The organism is Streptomyces sp. NPDC052079 (assembly GCF_040680275.1).
In the GTDB taxonomy this organism is placed as follows: domain Bacteria; phylum Actinomycetota; class Actinomycetes; order Streptomycetales; family Streptomycetaceae; genus Streptomyces.
This window is the reverse complement of sequence record NZ_JBFAWL010000036.1, coordinates 19,196-41,927: the sequence shown is the minus strand read 5'-3', so window position 1 is coordinate 41,927 and position 22,732 is coordinate 19,196. Positions and strand designations below refer to the sequence as shown.

Annotated in this window: 11 protein-coding genes and 1 pseudogene; 6 read left to right on the top strand and 6 right to left on the bottom strand. The window is 70.2% G+C overall.

Going from position 1 to position 22,732, the window contains the following annotated elements; all coding sequences use genetic code 11:
• Positions 1-216 precede the first annotated feature (216 nt).
• Positions 217-1,959, bottom strand: coding sequence for a lysine--tRNA ligase (gene lysS / locus AB0L56_RS30230; RefSeq protein WP_365428981.1), 1,743 nt, complete (start codon positions 1,957-1,959; stop codon positions 217-219).
• 150 nt (positions 1,960-2,109) lie between these two features.
• On the opposite strand from lysS, the gene argS reads away from it, so the two are divergent.
• The gene (gene argS, locus AB0L56_RS30225) at positions 2,110-3,867 is read left to right on the top strand and encodes an arginine--tRNA ligase (RefSeq protein WP_365428978.1); all 1,758 of its coding nucleotides are present in this window, start codon (positions 2,110-2,112) and stop codon (positions 3,865-3,867) included.
• 197 nt (positions 3,868-4,064) lie between these two features.
• Here argS and AB0L56_RS30220 read toward each other — a convergent pair whose 3' ends face one another.
• Both AB0L56_RS30220 and AB0L56_RS30215 read right to left on the bottom strand, forming a co-directional pair.
• Positions 4,065-4,637 carry a suppressor of fused domain protein gene (locus AB0L56_RS30220; RefSeq protein WP_365428975.1) on the bottom strand — a complete coding sequence of 191 codons (573 nt, stop codon included), beginning with the start codon at positions 4,635-4,637 and terminating at the stop codon, positions 4,065-4,067.
• A complete protein-coding gene (locus AB0L56_RS30215; protein WP_365428984.1) occupies positions 4,634-12,481 on the bottom strand; it encodes a ricin-type beta-trefoil lectin domain protein in 7,848 nt (2,615 codons plus the stop codon). Before AB0L56_RS30215 ends, AB0L56_RS30220 begins: the two co-directional genes overlap by 4 nt.
• Before the next feature lie 515 nt (positions 12,482-12,996).
• Between AB0L56_RS30215 and AB0L56_RS30210 the strand changes: the two genes are divergently transcribed.
• A complete protein-coding gene (locus AB0L56_RS30210; protein ID WP_365428972.1) occupies positions 12,997-16,170 on the top strand; it encodes a DNRLRE domain-containing protein in 3,174 nt (1,057 codons plus the stop codon).
• 41 nt (positions 16,171-16,211) lie between these two features.
• Here the strand turns inward: AB0L56_RS30210 and AB0L56_RS30205 are convergent, their stop codons facing one another.
• Positions 16,212-17,546 (bottom strand): helix-turn-helix transcriptional regulator, encoded by a 1,335-nt coding sequence (locus AB0L56_RS30205; RefSeq protein WP_365428969.1) that lies wholly within the window; start codon positions 17,544-17,546, stop codon positions 16,212-16,214.
• Between the two features lie 224 nt (positions 17,547-17,770).
• Between AB0L56_RS30205 and AB0L56_RS30200 the strand changes: the two genes are divergently transcribed.
• A complete protein-coding gene (locus AB0L56_RS30200) occupies positions 17,771-18,490 on the top strand; it encodes a DUF4232 domain-containing protein (RefSeq protein WP_365428966.1) in 720 nt (239 codons plus the stop codon).
• Here AB0L56_RS30200 and hemB read toward each other — a convergent pair.
• Positions 18,484-19,485 (bottom strand): porphobilinogen synthase, encoded by a 1,002-nt coding sequence (gene hemB / locus AB0L56_RS30195; protein ID WP_365428963.1) that lies wholly within the window; start codon positions 19,483-19,485, stop codon positions 18,484-18,486. The genes AB0L56_RS30200 and hemB overlap by 7 nt on opposite strands.
• A 235-nt stretch (positions 19,486-19,720) precedes the next feature.
• Between hemB and AB0L56_RS30190 the strand changes: the two are divergent.
• The 3 genes and pseudogenes from AB0L56_RS30190 to AB0L56_RS30180 form a co-directional block, all read left to right on the top strand.
• Positions 19,721-19,834: pseudogene (locus AB0L56_RS30190) on the top strand (LysE family translocator); the annotation flags it as partial.
• An 82-nt stretch (positions 19,835-19,916) separates the two neighbouring features.
• Positions 19,917-20,645, top strand: coding sequence for a phenylalanine--tRNA ligase beta subunit-related protein (locus tag AB0L56_RS30185; RefSeq protein ID WP_365428960.1), 729 nt, complete (start codon positions 19,917-19,919; stop codon positions 20,643-20,645).
• Positions 20,646-20,660: 15 nt separating this feature from the next.
• Entirely contained in the window at positions 20,661-22,166 is a 1,506-nt protein-coding gene (locus AB0L56_RS30180) for a PLP-dependent aminotransferase family protein (RefSeq protein ID WP_365428957.1), read from the top strand.
• Between the two features lie 62 nt (positions 22,167-22,228).
• Here the strand turns inward: AB0L56_RS30180 and AB0L56_RS30175 are convergent, their stop codons facing one another.
• On the bottom strand, positions 22,229-22,657 hold the full coding sequence (locus AB0L56_RS30175) for an ATP-binding protein (RefSeq protein WP_365428954.1): 429 nt from the start codon (positions 22,655-22,657) through the stop codon (positions 22,229-22,231).
• Positions 22,658-22,732: the final 75 nt, after the last annotated feature.

Genomic DNA, 22,732 nt, shown 5'->3' with positions numbered 1-22,732 from the left:
ATCGTGAAGCAGTACATCGAGCAGCAGAACCGGCCGCTCTGACCCGGGTTGAGGTGAACAGTGCGAATCCGTGCACACAGCTGAGGTCAGAGCAGCTCTCAGATTCGCTTCACCACCGGGCCGAAGCCCGGTGCACTGCGAATACTCCCGGTAGCGCGCGCATGCGACGAGAGGGGGCGCCCGGTGATCACCGGGCGCCCCCTGTCGTCGTACCGCCTACTCCCCGAGCAGGGCCCGCACCCGGTCCTGCCCCACCGCCAGCAGCAGCGTGGGCAGGCGCGGCCCGGTGTCCCGGCCCACCAGCAGGTGGTAGAGCAGCGCGAAGAACGACCGCTGGGCGGTCTTGATCTCCGGCGGCAGCTCCTTGGGCGTGGCGTCGGCCGGGAAGCCCGCCTGGACCTTCGGCACGCCGTAGACGAGGTGGGTGAGCCCGTCCAGCGACCAGTTGTCGGAGAGCCCGTCGAGCAGCAGGCGCAGTGACTGCTGTGCCTGCTCGTCGAGCGACTTGAGCAGCTCCGCGTCGGGCTCCGTGCGGACGATGGTGCGCTGGTCGGCGGGGACGTAGGTGTTGATCCACGCCTCGGCCTTGTCGTACCGCGGCCGGGCCTCGTCGAGCGAGCTCAGCGGGTTGGCCGGGTCGAGTTCGCTGAGGATCCGCAGGGCCTGGTCCTCGTGCCCGGCGGTGATGTCGGCCACCGAGGCCAGCGTGCGGTAGGGCAGCGGACGAGGCGTCCTCGGCAGCTCACCGCTCGCGGTGCGCACCGCGCGGGAGTGCGCGGCGATGTCGGCGGGCAGGGCGGAGCCGTCGGCGACCTTGGCGTCGAGGCGGTCCCACTCGTCGTAGAGGCGCTGGATCTCCTGGTCGAAGGCGATCTTGAAGGACTGGTTGGGCCGGCGTCGTGCGTACAGCCAGCGCAGCAGCTGCGGCTCCATGATCTTCAGCGCGTCGCCGGGCGTGGGCACGCCGCCCCGGGACGACGACATCTTCGCCATGCCGCTGATGCCGACGAAGGCGTACATCGGCCCGATGGGCTGCTTGCCGCCGAAGATCCCGACGATCTGCCCGCCGACTTGGAATGACGACCCGGGCGAGGAGTGGTCGACGCCGCTGGGCTCGAAGACGACCCCCTCGTAGGCCCAGCGCATGGGCCAGTCGACCTTCCAGACCAGCTTGCCGCGGTTGAACTCGCTCAGCCGGACGGTCTCCGAGAAACCGCAGGCCGTGCAGGCGTAGGTGAGCTCGGTGGAGTCGTCGTCGTAGGCGGTGACCGTCGTCAGGTCCTTCTCGCAGTTGCCGCAGTACGGCTTGTACGGGAAGTACCCTGCCGCGCCCGAGCTGCCGTCGTCCTCGGCGGCGGCGCCGGACCCCTCGGCGGCTTCCAGTTCGGCCTCGTCGACCGGCTTCTGCTGCTGCTTCTTGGCGGGAGCCTTCTTGGTGCGGTACTGGGCGAGGATCGCGTCGATGTCCCCGCGGTGCCGCATGGCGTGCAGGATCTGCTCGCGGTAGGCACCGGAGGTGTACTGCTCGGTCTGGCTGATCCCGTCGAATTCCACGCCCAGCTCGGCCAGCGACTCGATCATGGCGGCCTTGAAGTGCTCGGCCCAGTTGGGGTGCGCCGAGCCCTTGGGGGCGGGGACGGAGGTCAGCGGCTTGCCGATGTGCTCGGCCCAGGACTCGTCGACTCCGGGGACGCCGGCCGGGACCTTGCGGTACCGGTCGTAGTCGTCCCAGGAGATCAGGTGGCGGACCTGGTAACCGCGCCGGCGGATCTCGTCGGCGACGAGGTGGGGGGTCATGACCTCGCGCAGGTTCCCGAGGTGGATGGGGCCCGAGGGGGAGAGACCGGACGCGACGACGACGGGTTTGCCCGGGGCCCGACGCTCCGACTCCTCGATGACGTCGTCCGCGAAACGGGAGACCCAGTCGGTGGTCTCGGTGCTCTGAGCCACGATCGGCACGTCCTTCTCTCTGCTCGGGCAGCCGGTACGGTCGCACGGCTGACCGCTTCATTCTCCCAGCCCGGCCCTCATCCGCGAAAATCGCTTTTCACCGCGTGGGATACTCGATGTTCGTAGCAGTCCACGAACCCGAGCAGAACGGCAGCCTCCATGGCCTCGGTCACGTCCCTCACCGACTCCGTCCAGCAGCAGCTCGCGTCCGCCCTCTCGGCCACCCGGCCGGAGGCAGCCGGCGCCGATCCGCTGCTGCGCCGAAGCGACCGGGCGGACTTCCAGGCCAACGGCATCCTCGCGCTGGCCAAGAGGGCGAAGGCGAACCCGCGGGATCTGGCGGCCGAGGTCGTGGCCCGTATCACCACGGGCGATCTGATCAAGGACGTCGAGGTGTCCGGTCCCGGCTTCCTCAACATCACGGTCGCCGACGGGGCGATCATCCGGAACCTCGCCGCGCGGTACGCGGACGCCGAGCGTCTCGGTGTGCCGCTGAACGAGAACGCGGGCGTCACGGTCATCGACTACGCCCAGCCGAACGTGGCGAAGGAGATGCACGTCGGTCATCTGCGGTCGGCGGTCATCGGCGACGCCCTGCGCGGCATGCTCGACTTCACGGGCGAGAAGACGATCGGCCGGCATCACATCGGCGACTGGGGCACCCAGTTCGGCATGCTCATCCAGTACCTGTTCGAGCACCCGGGCGAGCTGGCCCCGCCGGAGGAGGTCGACGGCGAGCAGGCCATGTCGAACCTGAACCGGGTGTACAAGGCGTCGCGTGCGCTGTTCGACGCGGACGAGGAGTTCAAGGAGCGGGCCCGCAAGCGGGTCGTCGCGCTGCAGTCCGGCGACAAGGAGACCCTCGAACTCTGGCAGCAGTTCGTCGACGAGTCGAAGGTCTACTTCTACTCGGTCTTCGAAAAGCTCGACATGGAGATCCGTGACGAGGAGATCGTCGGCGAGTCGGCGTACAACGAGGGCATGCCGGAGACGGCTCGGCTCCTGGAGGAAATGGGCGTCGCGGTCCGTTCCGAGGGCGCGCTCGTAGTCTTCTTCGACGAGATCCGGGGCAAGGACGACCAGCCGGTCCCGCTGATCGTGCAGAAGGCCGACGGCGGCTTCGGCTACGCGGCGTCCGACCTCACGGCGATCCGCCACCGGGTCGGCGAGCTGAACGCGACGACGCTCCTTTATGTGGTGGACGTCCGCCAGTCCCTGCACTTCAAGATGGTCTTCGAGACGGCCCGCCGGGCGGGCTGGCTGAACGAGGACGTCACCGCGCACAACATGGGCTACGGCACGGTGCTCGGCGCGGACGGCAAGCCGTTCAAGACGCGTGAGGGCGAGACGGTGCGCCTCGAGGACCTGCTGGACGAGGCCGTCCAGCGGGCCGCCGAGGTCGTGCGGGAGAAGGCGAAGGACCTCACCGAGGACGAGATCCGGGAGCGGGCCGCGCAGGTCGGCATCGGCGCGGTCAAGTACGCGGACCTGTCGACGTCGCCGAGCCGGGACTACAAGTTCGACCTGGACCAGATGGTCTCGCTCAACGGCGACACGTCGGTGTATCTGCAGTACGCGTACGCCCGTATCCAGTCCATCCTCCGCAAGGCCGGCGAGGTCCGCCCCGCGGCCCACCCGGAGCTGGAGCTGCACGAGGCGGAGCGTGCGCTGGGCCTGCACCTGGACGCGTTCGGCGACACGGTCTCCGAGGCGGCGTCGGAATACGCCCCCCACAAGCTGGCCGCGTACCTGTACCAGCTGGCGTCGCTGTACACGTCCTTCTACGACAAGTGCCCGGTCCTGAAGGCGGACACCCCGGAACAGATCGCCAACCGCCTCTTCCTCTGCGACATGACAGCCCGCACCCTGACCAAGGGCATGGCCCTCCTGGGCATCCGGACGCCCGAACGCCTCTGACGACACCCACACCCATAGGAACGGCCCCACCGCCCGAACAGGACCGGCCGGGGCCGTTCGACCGTTCCGGCCGGCTACGCTACAGGGCCCCGCCAGATCACATTTCTGGCGGGGCCCTACAGTGACTTTCTGAGTCCCACGGTATTACACGCATCCCTTTACGGCTCTAATACGAGCCGTAAAGTAGCGGGATTTCCTCAGACGATCGGATTCCTATTGGGATCGAGAACGTTTACGCCTTCCGCGTCCAGCATGGATTCGAACTCATCAAGAGTCTGACGCTTGATGAAGTCAGCCTCGCTCTTGTGGATCGGAAGCAGCCACAAGAATCGGGCACCCCCCGCTTCCGTCGGAGCCCATTCAAGTTCAGGCCCGTAGGGGTACGGAAGGCTCACCAAGAGGTGATCCATGCGTGAATCCGGCATCCAAGGGCGGCCAATATTGATGACCGATCCCACACCCAACTGATGAGCCTCGAACGAGTGGTAGTGACTCACCATTGCCAACGTTTCCGAGTGAATGTCGGCAGCCACGGGAGACATGAGGAAGAACTCGATTCCGTCGTCTGCAGATCCATGCACAGAGGACCCGACTGTCACGTAAACCCATGCCTCACCAGCACGCTGGGGGTAGACCCGGTAGGTGGCGAAGTGCGGAACCCGCTCCAGGATCGGCCCGCGGTCCCAGGTGGAGGACTCCACAATATGACCATCCCAGAATCTCCGAACATGCCGCTCGAGGGCCGACAATCGTTCGCTTTCCTCGGTCATAGTCCCAGATTCCTTTTTATCGCCTTGGAGACCTTCGCCAGCTCGGCCCCCTGCGATCGCTGACAGACCTGACATGCGGCCCCATTGATGCCTTCTTCCCTTGCGTAGGCCCTTCGCTCTGCATTCGTCATTTCCGACCCGCCGCCGCGATAGTAGTGCATGACAAGCGGCGGGTCGTGCTCGGGAATGGGGGCATGAGCGGTTCCTGATGTCATCGTAGTGCCGCACACCGGGCACGGCTGGCCCTCTGCCGCCGCTCGCGCCGCCCGGCCGCCAGGGCCGTTCGTCTGAGAGCCACCGTAATGCGTAGCCCGATTGTACGGAACTGTGGCCGTGACCGGGTTTGCTGTGTCACTCACAACCCCGCTGGAATCCACTTCGAACCGGGCGGTACCGCAATTGTGAACGAGGACCGAAGTGGCGCCTGCCAGCACATGGTACGTGTGCGTGTTGCCGACGGTGAGGTTGTGGACCGTGGCGTCGGTGGTGGTCCAGCGCTCCACTGCGGAAACCTGGACATACGTGCCCGCGCTGGTCTGCAGCCACTGGCCGGGCTTGAGGGCCGTCGCGTCGACCCACTCGCGGAGCTCGGGGACCCAGAAGGGGTGGCCGTCGGTCGCGGTGACCTGGGCGGTCTTGGTGCCCTTGTCGCCGTCCGTGTCGATGGTGACCTTGACCAGGTGCTTCAGGCCCTCGCCCTTGATCTCGGCGGTAACCCTCTCGATCCGGGTCTTCCCCGTCTTCGGGTCGGTCGCGACGACCTTGTCGCCGGCCTTGACCTGCTCGATCGGCTTCGTGGTGCCGTCGGCCATCAGGACCTTGGTACCGGGTACGAAGCTGTTGTTGATCGGGCAGGAACCACCGCCGTCGGACTTGCCCGAGCCGCCGCTGCCGCTCGAGCCGCCGTTGCTCTTGGCGGAGCCGCCGGAGCTGCCGCCCGGCTTGGAGCCGCCGCCCTTTCCGGCGCCGCCCGAGCCCTTGCCGGCGGAGGACACCTTGGGGGCTGCCTTGGCCTGCGCCTGCTTCTGGACGGGGTTGCCGGTTTTCTTGGTTCTCTGGGCCGCTTGGTCGGCGATTCTCTTCGCCCGTTCGGCGGCCTTCTTCTTCGCTCTCTGCGCGGCCGCCTTCTTGGCCTTCTCGATCGCCGCCTTCTTGGCCGCCAGCGCGGCCGCCTCCGCGGCCTTCGCCTTCTTCAGGACGGCCTGCGCGAGCTTCTTCGCCTTGTTGAAGGCCTTGACCGCGCTGATCGTCCGCTCGACCGCCTTGATCACCTTCGGGATCTTGCCGATCTTGGTCCACGGGATCGCGCCGACGACGAGGCTCACGCACGACCACATGTCACCGCCGAAGCAGGCCATGGCGTCGTTGATGCCGATGAAGTCCTTCAGCGTCTCCCAGGCCACGGCGAGGATCACCGAGGTGAGGGACTTGTTCATGGTGGCGTGTGCCTGGGCGACCTGCGCCGCCGAAAGGCCCGCGCCCTGCAGGGCCGCCGCCCGCTCGGAAGCGGTCAGCGAGATGGCCAGACCCGAGGGGTCGGACATCGTCACCGGGTTGTTGTGGGCGTAGGCGTACCCGTTCGACTGGAGCGGGTCGTTCAGGTCCAGCACCGGGTCGACGGACAGGAAACGTCCGACCACCGGGTCGTACAGACGCGCACCCAGCGGGACGAAGCCCGATGAGTCGTCACGGGGTGCCCCGAGGAACCCGGTGTGGGCCTGGAAGTTCTCACCGACGGTGTCGGCGCCGCGCTGGTTGCCGAACGGGTCCTGCTTGCGGATGCGGACGGGGTTGTCGGCCCTGAGCCCGACCTCCACGAAGGTGCTGCCCTGGTGGTCGCCGGCGAGGGCGACCAGCTGGTCGGCGCCGTTGCCGTAGGCGTACCGCATGACCGCGCCGCCGGGGGCGGAGTAGGTGCGCTGGGTGTTGATCAGCACACCGCCCTGCCCGACGGTGACCTCGGCCTCGCTCAGGTGCAGCGTGGCCTGCTTGCCCTTGATCGTCAGCAGGCGGGAGCCGTCAGGGCCGTAGATGTGACGGGTGTCGTTCTGCGCCGCCCACTGCTGCTCGGCCTTGGTGGCGTCACAGCCGGCCAGCACGATCGGGGTCGAGTTGGCCGAGTCTCCGCCCTGCACCGCCAGGCACAGGCCCGACGCCACATGCGTGAGCTGGCCGGTGGCATTGCGCTTCAGCTCCTGAGCCGCCGAACCGTCGCACTTCTGGAGCTGGACGGCCGAGCCCGCCGTGTTCGCGGCCGGCTGCACGCACCAGGTGTCGTAGACGTTGAGCGTGCCCCGGTCCGGGTCGGTCTGCGTGGCGCCCGGCGAGGGGGAGAACCGCCAGCTCTGTGCGGGGGACGTGTTGCAGGAGTACAGCTGGATCTTGCGGCCCGCGGTCGCCAGACCGCCCGAGAGGTCCAGGCACTTGTCGGCCAGGCCCACGTACGGGGTCTTGCCGCCGGCGCCGGCGCCCTTGATCCGGTCGATCTTGCCGTCGTAGGTCCAGGTCAGCTCCTGCTTGTCGCCGTTGTCCAGCGAGGTGACCGACTTGGTCTCGCCGGTCAGCTCGTACAGCCGCTCGGCCTCCGCGGTGACCTGCGCCCCGGCCGGGGTGGTGTAGGTCTTGGACACCTTGGTCAGCGTGTGCGGCTGGCTGCCGTCGGCCTTGCCGTAGGAGTAGGTGCTCACGGCGTCCTTGGCCGCGGCGCCGGTGAGGTCCTTCTCGGTCAGCTTGGTGCGGTTGCCGAGCAGGTCGTACTCGTACTCCTGCCAGTAGCCGGACTTGTCGGTGCCGGGGGCCACGTTGAGGGTGCCGTCGGACTTGACCGGTCCCGTGCAGGAGGTCTGGTCCTGGGCGGTCCAGGCCTTCTTCAGCTGGCCCAGCGGGTCGTAGGTGAAGCACTGCCGTTCCGCGATCCCGGTGGAGTGCTCCCGGATCGAGGTGACGTTGCCGGCCGGGTCGTAGGTGTAGCTGCGGTCGGAGACGAGGTTGCCGCCGACCACGGAGGTGTCGCCGGCCTGCTCGCGGTAGACCGACTGCTGCTTCAGCTCACCGCTGGACTCGTCGTACAGGGCCTGGGTCCATACCCGGTACGGCTGGGCGCCGAGGGTGGAGCGCAGGACCTGGCCGTAGACGTCGTAGACGGTCTCCGCGCCGTACCAGTCCTTGCCGGAGACGGAGAGCGGCTTGCCGTCCTCGTTGTAGCGGACGACCAGCTTCTCGGCGTCGAACTTGCCGACCGCCGGCAGGGACGCCGCCTTCAGCATGCCCTGGTCGTTGTACTCGTAGCCGTATGTGTACGTCTTCGGCAGGCCCCAGCCGGTGGACAGCGACTGCGGCAGGGTCAGGGTGGTGGAGGTCGGGTCGTAGTCCTTGGTGTAGCCGTTGATCTGCTGGGTGAAGGCCTCGCCGTCGGTGTAGCGGACGGCGGTGGCCGGCAGGCCCTTTCCGCCGGGGGCGGTGTCGTAGAAGTACTTCGACAGCAGCGTCCCGGTGGAGGTGTTCAGGCGCTGCTCGGTCGGCCGGGACAGGACGTCGTAGCCGTTCCACACCGTGACATCGCGGGCGTTGGTGGTGGTCAGCGGGCGGTCGCGGTCGTCGTACGACGTGCGGGTGGTGCCCGAGTCCGGGTCGGTGGCGGTGATCTGGCGGCCGCGGTGGTCGTAGGTCCACTTCCACGGGTGGGCCGTGTCGGCGGAGTTGGTGGCCGTCACCAGGTGCCCGCGGCCGTCGTAGGCGTACCGCGTCGAGGTGAAGCCGCCGGGCGCCTCGGGGTTGAAGGTGTCGGTGCGGACCGTGCGGCCGAGGGCGTCGGTGTAGACGCGGTACGAGGAGGCGCCGGTCGGGTGGACGACCTTGGACCAGTCCTCGCCGTACTCGTACCGGGTGGCCCGCTCGGGGACCGGCTGGGAGGACGACTCGCCCGTCAGCGGGTCCTTGACCTTCAGGACCGGCGTCTCCTGCACCACGCGGCCCAGGCCGTCGTAGGTGTAGCGGGTGATGTTGGGGACGGCCGTGTCCGCGAGCGGCTGGAACAGCACGCCCGGGGTCGCCTCGTCGGTGTAGTAGGCGTTGTTGGTCTGCCAGACCTCCCCGGCACTGTTGTAGAGGGTGTCGGTGATCAGGTGTCCGCGTCCGCCGTCGGCCTCCTCCTGCGTCTGGCGCTCGCGGCCGAGGCCGTCGTAGAGGGTGACGGACTTCTCGACGCGGTCCTTGTAGCCCCGCGTGTACGTGGTGACGTACGGCGGCTTGTGGTCCGACTTCGCCGGGTCGTCGGGGTCGTACTCGGGGACGGTGTAGACCGCCCGGAAGTCCGGCACGGCGGAGGACGACGGGGTGCGGCCAGGTGCCCAGGCCTCCAGCAGGCGGCCCAGGGGGTCGTACTGTGCCTCGCTGACGTGGCCGTTGGCGTCGGTGGTCCGCAGCGTGGTGGCGCGGCCGGGCTCCAGCTCCTGGATCTCGGTGTGGCCGAGTGCGTTGGCCGTGGTGATCTCAAAGACCTGGCCGGTGGCCGGAGTGTAGGTGATCGACCCGGAGTTGCCGTCCGGGTCGGTCTGCTTCACGACGCGGCCGACGGCGTCGAACGCGGTGGTGCCGTCGCTCTGGAAGCCGGTGCCGGAGCCGTTGAGCGACCAGGACGCCGTGGCCAGGCCGCGTGTGCCGGTGCCGAGCGCGGTGCCGTAGGCCTGCCCGTCGTACGCGGTGCGCGTGGCGCCGCTCAGCGTGGACAGGTCGGTGAAGTCGGCGGCGGCGCACGTCGTCGGCGAGACGAGGGCCTGCTTGCTCAGGCCGATGAGGTTCTTGCCGGTGTGGTGGAGGTACTCGAGCTTGGTGCAGGACTCGTCGCCCGACTTGCCGGTGTCGCCGAGTGACTCGACCTGGACGGGCAGGCCGTGGGTCGCCTCGTACGTCGTCTTCGTCCTGACGACCCGCTCGGTGCGGGTGTCGTCACCGGTGCCGGAGGACTTGGTGTACGCGATCTCCTCGGGCTCGGTGACCCGCCAGGCCCGCAGCGGGGACAGCCCGTCGTCGCGGTCGCGCCTGGCGAGTTCGGTCACGGCGGGGACGGTGACGCTGCGGGACAGCCAGTCCGTGTCGGCGGCGTCGGCGGTCGCGTAGGTCAGTTCCTCGGCGATGCGGCCGGCGAACGCCTCGCGGTCCTTGGCTATCTCGGTGCCGGTGATGTCGGTGACCGGGACGGTGTCGCCCATGCCGCGGAAGAAGCGGGTGACCGCCTTGGACCGCTTGGCGCCGACGGACGGTTCGTCCTGGTCGGGTCCCGTGATCACCGTGGTCTGCTCGAAGCCGGCGAAGGTCGAGTAGGTGCGGGTGGCCTTCTTGGTGAACTCGGCCTCGGCCAGTTTCCAGCCGGCGTTCTTGTAGGCGTAGGACGTCTTCGTCGCGAACGCCCCGTCGACGTTGGGCAGTTCCTCGATCGACTGCACCACGTACTTGTGGAACCAGTCGATGTCCTGCACCTCGGGGTCCGGGTGCCAGAACGACGGGTAGCACAGCCGCGTGTTGGACTTCAGCGCGCCGGTGTCGGACTTGCCGGGCAGGCCGGTGCCGGTGGCGCAGTCGCCCGCGGCCGGTTTGTAGGTGACGACGGTCTCGCCGCCGTACTCGTTGATGACGCGCGCGATGCGCAGCCGGGAGAAGCCGGGACGCGGGTCGGTGGAGCCGCGCATCACCCGGTTCGGCATGTCCTCGGCGTTGGGCTCGAAGCGGACCGCGTTCAGGGTCACGCTGTCGTCCGTGGAGCCGTTGCGGGCGTAGCCGGTGCGCTGGACGGACTCCAGCCACAGGGCGGTGTTGGGGCCGGTCCGCAGGACCGGGAAGTTCTGGGTGAGCTGGTACTTGTCCACCACCTGGCGGGCGGTGGTGTCGGTGCGTCGCTGCGCGGAGGTCTGGATCTCCGTCAGGCGCTTGCGGGTCCAGAACGTCGGCCCGGCGTTCCAGCACTTCCTGGTCTGGGTCGAGGTGACGGGCTGGCAGTTGAGGTCGGCCGGGGTGTCGTACCAGATGCGGTACTTGCCCGGGTCCTTGTCCGTGAAGTTGGCGTCCGTGCAGGTCAGCGAGGATTCGGTGAAGCAGCGCTCGTCGACGGTGAAGCCGACGCGGGCCGGGGCGGTCGCCGTGAAGAGGCTGTCCTTGCGCTGGCCGTAGTAGATGTGGGAGAGGTAGCCGCCGCGGTCGTAGACCACGGGCGCCTTGAAGTTGAAGTTCCGCGCGTAGTAGTTCTTCTCCTTCTTCCACCACAGCGACATGGCGTTGCCGTGGACGTCCTCGACATAGTCGAGGTTCCACCGCCAGGCCTGGGTGCACCACGAGCCCGGCCAGTCGCCGGCCTTGTAGCAGTCCTCTCCGGCGTGGTTGCCGTAAACGGGGACGGTCAGCACGGAGTCGGTGACGGGGTCGTCCGTCGACCAGCCGGGCAGCTTGTGCCGGCCGAAGTGGTAGCGGGTGCCGTCCCGGGTGGTGACCACCCAGTACTCGCCGTCCTTGGCCCCGTTGCCCGAGGTGTTGTCGCGGATCCGCTCGATTGTGGACCCGTCGCCGTTGGCGGTGAACCAGGTGTTCTGGGTGTCGTCCCAGACCAGTTCCGTGGTCGTCCCGCCGAGCGACAGGGTGGCGTTGTCCGAGCCCCAGCACAGGTCGGCGGTGCGGTGCGTGGCGTTGTTGGACCCGGACTTCTTGGAGTCCTCGCGGCAGTTGGCGTAGGTGCGGGTGATCGAGCCGGGGTTGTAGTCCCAGCCGTCGCCGATCCAGGAGGCCTGGTTGTTCGTCGCCGATGTGCGGCCGTCCACGGACTGCGAGGAGTAGCCGAGGGCCACCTTCGGCATCAGTCCGCCTGCGGTCTCCGGGACCTGGACGGCGTAGCTGTAGGTGAAGGCGCCCGAGGAGGCGCCGGCCGACCAGGAGCCGGAGGACAGCAGCGGGGTGGCGCTGAAGTCGCCGGCGGCCGAGGCGCCGGTGTCCAGGGCGCCGATCACCTGCGGGCCGGAGGCGTCCACGGCCTGGAGCGCGTCGCCGCGCGCGAAGGAGGCGGTCCGTACCGAGGCACCCGACGTCGACGAGTCCGCGGCGGTGTCGCCGAGCAGGTTCGCGACCGGGACCGACCCGGTGAGGATCTTGCGGGACGGCGCCTTGGCCGCGGCCTTGGACTTGGTGGGCGCCTTCTTGGCGGGCACCACCTCGACCGAGCTGGGCAGCCGCTGCGCCTTGTCCTCGGCTGCGGCCTTGAGCGACATGGTCGTCGTGCCGCCCTCGGCGGCGCAGTCGCCGCTGTCGGGGGAGGTCAGTACGCAGTCCGGCAGCAGCACCAGGCCGAAGCGCTCCGCCGCCTGGGGGCCGTAGAGGTCCGCGAAGCCGGTGGTGTCGACGGCGAGCGCCACCTGTGCGGCCGGGTCCGCGTCGGCCGGCGGGGTGACTTGCATGATCATGCCGGAGACGCCCGCGTCCTGGGACGTCGTGGGCGCCGCCAGGTCGACCTGCCACTCGCCGTCGAGAGCGGCCGGGTCGGTACCCTCGGGGACCCCGATCGCGACCGGCAGGCCGTTGGACAGCGGCACGGTGCTGCCCGGCGCCGTGGTCGCGTCAAGGGTCGCCGTGCCCGTACCATCCGTCCACGGCGTGACCGCGACCGGTTGGTAGGGGGTGACGGGGACCTCGGGCGCGGTGGTGAGGTTCTTCTCGGCCTCCTCGTCCCCGTCGACCGGGACGTCCTCGGGCAGGTCGGGGAGTTCGACCCCCGCACGGTCCATGCCCGGGCCCGGAATCGCCCACGCGTCCGCGCCGAGGCTGGTCACCGTCAGCGTCGAGGACAACAGAAGGACGGTCGCCAGGCGGCTGTGCCGTCGGCGCCGTCGTTGTGACTCCGTCACGGCCAGGCGTCCCCGCCCCAGCCATGACAGCGGACGTTGAGCACGCATACGCGTCGTCGACTCCCCCACCAGGCAAGCGAATCCAGAGGCACGTGCCTGATCAGGCGCATGCGTGCCCGAACCCTCTGTCATGCACGGGGCGCGTTTCAAGATCGCCGCGTGAGCCGGACATCAGGCTCATGTGATATACGTCACGCGCCATAGGGGGGCCAGGACGTCGATATGTCCATCAATGCGAAACGACGCGAAAATCCCTGTCCATGCAGCGATGACCGGCAATTAAATCGAACAACCCAGACATGTCCGATCGTCGGCCATGGGCCGGCCAGGCGTTCATCACAGCCTTATAAATTCTTCATATATGGACGACCTGCGTCGATCATGTGATCGTGTCGGCGCTCATGCCCCGCGGCCAGCCGACCGGGGCTGTCTGTGCTGTCCGCATTCGCCTGGTCCACACGGGAGTAACCACAGCCGTGTCCGCGCCGCCTCGTTTTCTCAGCCCGTTCGTGCGCACGCGCACCCGGCTGACACTCAGCCTCGGCCTCCTCGTGGCCACCCTGACCGCAGCCCTGCTCCCGTGGTGGCTGCCCGACGATCCCTCGGCGTCCCGCGCGGACCGGGCGACCGGCGCACGGCAGGCCGGCACCGGCCCCCGCGACGAGGCCGCCGCCCAGGCGGAGGCCCGGCGCACCGGCAAGCAGGTCCTCGTCGACACCGCCACCACGCCCACCTCCCTGACCTGGGCCCGGCCCGACGGCCAGATGCGTACGCAGATGTCGGCGACCCCCCGGCGGGCGAAGAACGCCGAGGGCGAGTGGGCCGCGATCGACACGCGGCTGCGCCGCACCGACACCGCCGACGGCCTCGGCATCCGCCCCGCCAACCCGGCGGCCCCGGTGCGCTTCGCCGACGGCACGCGCGGCGGGACCCGGGCCGAACGCTCCTTCGCCCGCGCCCCGCTGATGGACGCTCAGGCAGAGGGAAGCGTCCTGGCCGAGATGGACGTGGCCGGACACACCCTCACCTACACCTGGCCCGGCACCCTGCCCGAGCCGGTCCTCGACGGCCCCCGCGCCCTCTACCCCGAGGTGCTGCCCGGCGTCGACCTGCTGCTGGTCGCCCGCGAGGAGGGCGGCTTCGCGCAGCTGCTCATCGTGAAGACCAAGGAGGCCGCACGGAACAAGGCCCTGGCCACCGTCTCCTACGGGCTGCGCTCCGACACGGCCGTCTTCCGGCACGACGAGAGCGCCGGCCGGGTCCTCGTACTCGACAAGGACGGCAAGGAGATCGGCTCGATCCCCACCCCGTTTGCGTGGGACTCCGGCGGCCGCGACCCCGAACTCCCCCAGCCGGAGGCCGAACCGCGGACCTCGGTCGCCACCTCCGCCGACGTGCTCAAGCTGTCCGGCCTGAGCGGCATCGAACCGGGCGCCCGCAGCGCCCCCCTGCCGCTGCGCCTGACCGGTGACGAGACCGGCAGCGCACGGCTCGAACTGGACGTCGCCAAGACCGGTCTGCTCACGGCCGCGGACGTGACGTACCCGCTGTTCGTGGACCCGACCGCCACCACCGGTTGGGCGGCGTGGACGACGGCCTACAAGCCGTATCCGAACACCAGCTTCTGGAACGGCACCAACTTCAGCTCCGGCACCTCCGACGCCCGGGTCGGCCACGAGGACGACACGGGCGGCACCGGCCGCTCCTTCTGGCGGATGGACTTCAAGAGCTCCATCAAGGGCGCGGACGTCACCTCCGCCTACTTCAAGGTGCTCAACAACCACTCCTGGTCCTGCACCGACCGCCAGTTCCAGCTCTGGCTGACCGGAGGGATCTCGACCGGCACGACGTGGAACAAGCAGCCGAGCTGGTCCAGCGAGATCCAGCGCAAGTCCTTCGCGCACGGCTGGTCCTCCAGCTGCCCGGACGCCTACGAGTCGTTCACGGTGACGAGCGCCGCGCAGAAGGGCGCGGACGGCGGCTGGTCGAGCATCACCTTCGGCATGCGCGCCAGCAGCGAGTCCGACACCCAGACCTGGCGCAAGTTCCGCGCCACATCGGCGACGCTGGAGGTCAACTACAACCGCCCGCCGAACGAGCCCACGGACGGCAAGTCCTCCCCGGGCGGCAACTGCGTCGTCGGCGGCACGGGCGTGACGGTCGGCAAGACCGTCATCACCCTGTCGGCGAACGCCACCGACGCCGACGACAACCTCAGCAAGCTGCGCTTCCGCTTCTGGGTGAACGGTGACACCGCCACCCGCAAGGAGTACCTGGTCACCCCGAACGACAACGGCACCGCGAGCCAGTCCATCCCGGTCGACTTCCCCCTGACCGACAAGACGACCTACGCCTGGGACGTGCGCGCCGAGGACTCCGGCGGTCTGGTGTCCTCCTTCCACCCGCCGGGCACCGCGCCCTGCATCATCACCGTCGACGGCAGCGGCCCGGCCCAGCCCGAGGTCGCCAGCACGGACTTCCCCCAGGCGACCTCCGACGGCACGACCTGGACCAAGGTCAAGTTCGGCTCGACCGGCTCGGTCACCTTCACCTCCTCGGGCGCGAAGAAGTTCAAGTACGCCTTCGAGGGCCTGGGGTACAAGGAAATCCCCGCCGACGCCAACGGCGTCGCGACCGTCCCGGACCTGCGGCCGGAGCACGCCGGACCCACCCGGCTGAACGTCTACGCCTACGACCAGTACGGCAACCCGAGCGTGCGCACCGACTACAACATGTACGTACCGCCGCGCGACAAGGCCGACGGGCCCGGCGACACCGGCGGCGACGACATCCCCGACATTCTCATCGTCAACTCCAGCGGCTACCTGTACACCTGCCCCGGAGCACCCGACGGCGAGCTGTTCTCGTGCATGGTCTCCTCCTACACGGTGGACGACTCCGGCGAGACGCGGCTGAACCCGGCCGGCCACTGGTACGACCCCGCCACGGACAAGGCGGCCCTGATCACGCACTACGACGACGCCTACCCGGGCGACGGTGCCACCGACCTGTTCGCCGTCTCCCCCGACGGCGGGTTCTGGCTCTACCCCGGTGACGGCTACGGCAGCTTCAACGTGGACAAGCGGCTGAGCATCCGGCTGCCCTCGAACGCCCCGGCCCCCTCGACCTGGACCCAGATCAAGGCCGTCGGCGACATCACCGGTGACAAGCACCCCGACCTCGTGCTGCGGGCCGGCGCCGCGTTCTGGACGCTGTCCGGCTACACCGGCGCGAGCTTCGAGACCGCCACGCTGATGAACGACGACGCCTGGGGCCGCCGCGACATCGTCAACGTCGCCGACATCAACGGTGACAGCACAGCCGACCTGCTGTGGCGCAACCTGGACAACGGCAATATGTACGTCCGCCACGGCAAACCCGGCACCGAGGGCGGCGTCGACCTCGAGTCGCTCAAGCTGGCGGCCAACTCCCTGAACGGGGACGTCTCCTACGGCACCAGCTGGACGGAGTCGAACGTCTCGACGGCGCTGGGCATCCCCGATGTCAACGGTGACGACATCCCCGACATCTGGGCCCGGTTCGGCGGTGACGGCCAGACCCGTGTCTACCACCCGTCCCGCACCAACACGGGCTCACCCGTCAAGATCGTGCTGTCGACGGACTGGAGCACCATGAAGGCCCTCGGCTGAACCGTCCGCCGACGCCCACCCGGGTGGGCGTCGGCGCGCGGCTACATCGTGGTGCCCTCCGGCACCCACTCCTCGCCGCCCAGCGGAAACTCGTACGCCGGGCGCCCGTTGTTGCCGCTGGTGCGGAAGGGGCGGCCCTTGTCGTCCACGGTCAGCGTGCCGCTGCGGGAACCGCTGGACCACTTCAGCTCCAGGTACCAGCTCACGTCGTACGCGGAGGCGTCGGCGGTGATGTAGTAGACCTCGGGGTCGGACTCGCTGACCGAGAACGGGAAGTTCCGGTGCCCGGCCTCCGGGGTCACGGCCGGGCGGGCGGCGTCGAGGGCGACGGTGAAGGAACGCGTGGGCACGTTGCCGCCGCAGCCGACGCCGGGGTAGCCCATCACGAAGTCGTTCCAGGGGAGCGGCGACCGCTTGCCCGCCACCCGTACGCTGAGCCCCTCGACGACCACCGTCCGGTCCGAGGTCCCCTGCACAGTGAGCTGCACGTACTGCTCTCCGGAGGAGACGGCCCCGAACGAACTGATCCACGCCGTCGCGTCCGACTGCAAGGGCGGCGGTGCCACCTCGCTCGCCGGCCGGTTGACCAGATAGCGCTGCCCGCAGGGGTCGTCCCAGGCGTACGGGTCGGTGTGCACGGTGAGCGGCACCCCACGGTCCCCGCGGCCCCGGGCCCGGGCGTCCGGCGCGGCGGAGGCCCGGGGGGCCGGCGGGCTGCTCGCGTCCTTGCCCTTCGCGCCGGGGGCGGACGCGGACGGGGACGCGGAGGGAGAGGCGAAGAGCGACGGTGAGGGCGTGACGTCCTTGCCCTCGACGCCCGCGGCCCCGACCGATCCCTTGCGCCCGCCACCGTCCGTCCCGCCGTCCGTCCCGCCGTCCGGCAGGCCCACGGCCAGCGTGACACCGACGACCACGGCGGCCACGGCGGCCACGGCTGTCCCGGCGAGGACGGCGGTACGGGTACGGTGCCGAGGGCGGGGACCGGGACGGGGCCGGGGTTCGCCGTCCGCCTCCGGGGCCCCGACGGCCGGAAGCTCCGCCTCCGCTGGAGGTTCCGTGTCCTTCCCCGGCGTCTCCGCCACCGCCGGTCCGGTGTCCTTCTCCCGCGCCGCCGCCCCCGCGGGCTCGGGCCTGCGCCGCCGCGCCGCATCCGCCAGCACCCACCGCCGGTGCAGCTCGACCAGTTCCTCGGGGCCCGCCTTGCACAGCCGGGCCAGCCGTTCCACCGGCGCGTAGTCCGTGGGCACCGCGTCCCCGTTGCAGTACCGGTGCAGGGTCGACGTACTCATGTGGAGCCGCTTGGCGAGGACCCCGTAGCTCAGCCCCGACCGGTCCTTCAACTCCCGCAGGAACGCGGCGAACTCCGCCGCGGGCATGCCTTCCGACACCGTTCCCCCCTCCCCGTGTCCCGTTCCGCCGTTCCAGGGGACGGTCATTTCCCCAGGTCAGAGCGGTGTGAGCGTTCCAGCGTCCCGGATGGTCCGCCGGATGTGGCGGCCGGGACGGATCTCCCCACAAGCTCTGGTCATCCAAGCACGCCGCTCCCGCCGAAACGGTCGAGCGGCCCGTACCGACCCGTACCGATGACAAGGAATTCGCCATGCGCAGCTCCCGCCTCCGCCTGCTCGCCGCCACCGGAATCACCCTGGCCACGCTCGCCCTCACCGCCTGCGAGGACGGCACGGGCACACAGGACGAGGGCACGGGCACGCCGACCGCGACGGCGACCACGGAGAAGCCCGCCGATGCGCCCTCGGACCCGTCGGCGGACGGGACGGGTTCGGGTTCAGGTTCGGACAAGTCCTCCGAGCCCGGCGGCGGCAAGGACAAAGGCGACGACGGCGGCAAGGACAAGACCGGCGGCACCTCGGACGGTTCCGACGACCCGCAGAGCCGCGTCGCCTGCAACGGCTCCAACACCGCCGTCACCGCCCGGCCGGTCCCCCGTCCCGTCAACCACATGCTGATCACGGTCAAGAACACCGAATCCAAGCTCTGCGACCTCACCTACTACCCGGTGCTCCGCTTCGACGAGATGCAGTGGGTGCCGCGGCCGGTCGAGGAGAGCCAGGGCCAGGCCGTGGTGAGTCTCGCCCCGGGCGAGTCGGCGTACGCCGGTGTCCTGCTGTCGGCCGCCGACGGCAGCGGCGACGGCGGCACCACCGGCCACAAGCTCACCGTCGGCTTCCAGGGCAGCACCCCGAACAGCAGCGGCGGCCCGTCCGCGGTCCCGTCCCTGCCGGCCAAGGGCGTCTACTACGACAGCTCGCTGAAGGTGACGTACTGGCAGCAGTCGATGGACGACGCCCTCTCCTACTGAGCGGCCCTCAGCTTCTGGGCCACCTCGGTGGCCCAGTAGGTGAGGATGTTGCGCGCGCCGGCCCGCTTGATGCCGGTCAGCGTCTCGAGGATCGCCCGCTCCCGGTCGATCCAGCCCTTCTCGGCGGCCGCCTCGATCATCGAGTACTCACCGGAAATCTGGTACGCCGCCACCGGCACGTCCACCGTGTCCGCGACCCGCGCGAGAATGTCCAGATACGGGCCCGCCGGCTTCACCATCACCATGTCGGCGCCCTCGTCCAGGTCGAGCGCCAGCTCGCGCATCGACTCACGGACGTTCGCCGGGTCCTGCTGGTACGTCTTGCGGTCGCCCTGGAGCGAGGAGGCGACGGCCTCCCGGAACGGCCCGTAGAAGGCGGAGGCGTACTTGGCGGTGTAGGCGAGGATCGCCACGTCCTCCCGGCCGATCTGGTCGAGGGCTTCGCGGACGACCCCGATCTGCCCGTCCATCATGCCGCTGGGCCCGACCACGTGCGCTCCCGCGTCGGCCTGGACCCGTGCCATCTCGGCGTACCGCTCGAGGGTGGCGTCGTTGTCGACGCGGCCCTGGTCGTCGAGCACCCCGCAGTGCCCGTGGTCGGTGGTCTCGTCGAGGCAGAGATCCGACATGACGAGCAGGTCGTCCCCGACCTCGGCCCGCACGTCCCGCAGGGCGACCTGGAGAATCCCGTCCGGGTCGGTCCCCGGCGTCCCGAGGGCGTCCTTCTTCGACTCCTCCGGCACACCGAACAGCATGATCCCGGAGATCCCCGCCGCCACCGCCTCGGCGGCCGCCTTCTTCAGACTGTCCCGCGTGTGCTGCACGACACCGGGCATCGCCGCGATCGGCACCGGTTCGTCCGCACCCTCGCGCACGAAGGCCGGGAGGATGAAGTCGGCCGGGTGCAGCCTGGTCTCGGCGACCATGCGCCGCATGGCGGGGGTGGTACGCAGACGCCGCGGCCGCGCGCCGGGGAAGGATCCGTACGTCGTCATACCACCTACGCTACGCCCGCCCCACCCATGCCTTTGCCGACGGCGAGTCGGCGGCATCGCCCGGGGCGATGCCGGAGGAAAGGCCCCCGCCGACGACGGCAGACCGGATCCGCATCCGGTGCGTGCACCGGGAGCCCCTGCCTTTTGGACCTGTAGACCCCACACCTTTTGGCTCTGCCCTTCGGACCATGACCGCACCAGGCTGGGAGAACCGTCGATCTCCCGGAGGGATCCTGTGAGTCTCGCGTTCCTTCTGACCACCCTGGTCGTGGTGGTCACCCCCGGCACCGGCGTGGTGTACACCCTCGCCGCCGGGCTGTCCCACGGCCGCCGGGCGAGCCTGGTGGCCCGCCCCCGGGTCATGACCGGCATCCGCCGGGTCTTCGCCGTCTGCTTCGTCGGGCTGAGCGCACGCATGGCGGTGGCCTGACATGCGCTTCCGGCACGCGGACGCGATCTGGTCCGACCACCCCCGCCTCGCGGTGGGCGCCCTGCACGCCACCGGCATCGGCCCGGCGGCCGACGTCGGCCCCCGCCTCACGGAGTACACCGCCCGCGCCCTGACCCGGCTGGCCGACGCCCCCGAAGGCCAGTTTCCCGAAGTGCTCGCGTGGCGCCGGACCTTCGCCCGGATGGGGCTGAAGCCGACGCGGTACCGGTGCGCCTCGGAGTCCCTGCTGCGGCGACTGCGCAAGGAAGGGACACTGCCGCGCATCCACCCCGTGGTCGACCTGTGCAACGCGATCTCCGTCGCATACGCGGTCCCGGTCGCCGTCCTCGACGCCGACCGCATCACAGGACCGCTGCTCGAAGTACGCCATGCCCACGGCGACGAGGAGTACACGGCCTTCGGCGGCGGCACGGAACACCCCACCCCCGGCGAGGTGACATACGCCGACTCCGCGGGCCGGGCGCATGCCCGCCGCTGGACCAACCGGCAGAGCGGCCACTCGGCGGTCGGCGAGCACACCGGCCGGATCTTCGTCGTCGCGGAGGCCATGCACGAGGGCGGTGCGGACACCGTCGCGGCGGTGGTGGAGACGATCGCCGCGGAACTCGCCGCGCACTGGCGGACCGACCCGGTGACGGCCCTTCTCACCTCCTCCGCGCGGGAGTTCACGTTCGGCGACGAACCCGTGTCCGGCACCCGGGCACGGTGACGGGCACATGGCACCATGGGCGCGGTGAGCGAGCAAGAACGGCCGACGACCGACGCGGCGACGGACGCCACCGCCCCGGCGCCCGGTTCCGACTTCCTCTCACTGCACCCCGGGGAAGCGCCCGCGGGCGGCAAGGCGGACTGGCTGGCGCAGCGGCTGCGGCAGGCGATCACCGATCGCCGGCTGACCGTGGGCAGCAGACTGCCGGCCACCCGGGTGCTCGCCGCCGAACTGCGCGTCTCGCGCGGTGTGATCACCGAGGCGTACCGGCGGCTCGCCGAGGACGGCCATGTCGAAGGGCGCCGACGCGGCGGCACGGTGGTGGTCGCGGCACCCCCGGCCCACGGCCCGAAGGCCCGGCACACCGCTGAGCCGGCGCCGCACTCCCCCTTCACCGGCGAACCCGGCGCCGACGTCTTCGACGTACTGCGCGCCGCCGACGCCCGCGTCGACCTCACCCCGGGCCGGCCCGACCTCTCCGCGTTCCCCCGCACGGCCTGGCTGCGTGCCGAACGGGCCGTGCTCGCCGAACTGTCCGCCCCCGACCTGGGATACGGCGACCCGCGCGGCGCCCCGCGACTGCGCCGCGCCGTGGCCGCCTGGCTGGCGCGCAGCCGCGGCATCCGGGTGGACCCGGACGGGATCCTGATCGTCGCCGGCACCGCGCAGGCGCTCACGCTGCTGAACCCGGTGCTGCTGACGGACGGCATCACCGGTGTCGCGGTGGAGGACCCCGGCTCGCTCGGCACCCGTCAGCATCTGCGCAACGGCGGGCTGGACACCCCACCGGTCCCGGTCGACCCCCACGGCCTGCGCATCGACGCACTGCGCGCCACCGGAGCCCGCGCCGTCCTCCTCACCCCCGCCCACCAGTTCCCCACCGGCGTCGTGACCAGCGGCGAACGCCGCCGCGAACTGCTGCGCTGGGCCGCGGACGGCGGACTGATCCTGGAGGACGACTACGACGCCGAGCACCGCTATGACCGCCCGCCCGTACCCGCGCTGCGCTCACTGGTCACCGACCGCCTGCACTACATGGGCAGCGTCTCCAAACTGCTCGCCCCCGCACTGCGCATCGGCTGGCTCCTCCCGCCGGCCCGCCATCTGAAGGCGCTGACCGACGCCAAACGCTTCACCGACCTGGGCAACGCCGTGCTGCCCCAACTGGTCCTCGCCCAGCTCATGGAGTCGGGCCAACTGGAGCGCCACCTACGACTGCTCCGCGCCCGTCACATCCGCCGCCGCGACGCGATGATCGACGCCGTACGCGAACATCTCCCGGGCGCGGTCGTCCACGGCGCGGCGGCCGGCCTGCACCTGACGGTCACCTACACCCCGGACGTCCCCGACACCGACCTCGCCGCCGCAGCCCTCACCCGGGGCGTGAAGTGCCACCCCCTCTCCTGGCACCGCCAACTCCCGGGCCCCCCGGGCCTGGTCCTCGGCTACGCGGCCGACCCGCCCGGGGCCATCACCGAAGGCGTACGGACCCTGGGCCGGGCGCTGCGCGACCTGTCCTGACAGCCGCGGTCAAGCGGATCAACCATGCTCCGGCTGCTTTGAGCGCCACCCCGGCCTTTCGGTCACCGGACGCGTCCGAGCGCCAGCTCGGCCCACACGGTCTTGCACGGGAACGGCCCCGGCAGCACACCCCAGTCCTCAGCCAACTCCTCGACCAGCAGCAGACCGTAGCCCGACTCGGCGGCCTCCGGCGGGGCGCTGCCGCTCGCGGGTGCCTTCTCGCCCCTGGGGTCGGCCACCTCGATGCGCAGCACCCCGTCCACGGTGACGGTGAGGGTGAGCCGGAAGCCCCGCCCGGGGACACGGCCGTGCACGACGGCGTTCGTAGCCAGTTCGGCGACGATCAGCCGGGCCGGGTCCAACGGCAGCCCCCATGCCTCCAGTTGCTCGGTGGCGAGCAGCCGGGCCAGCCGGGCACCCCGGCGCGTGCTGGAGAGCGGCACGGTGAACTGGTGGAGCGGGGTCCGCGGTGCGGCGATTCCTCGATTCATGTCACTCAGCGTGTTCAGTCACGCGCCTGCTGTGAAGGCGAGTGGCCCGTGCGACCGGAGGCTGTCCGGCTCCGT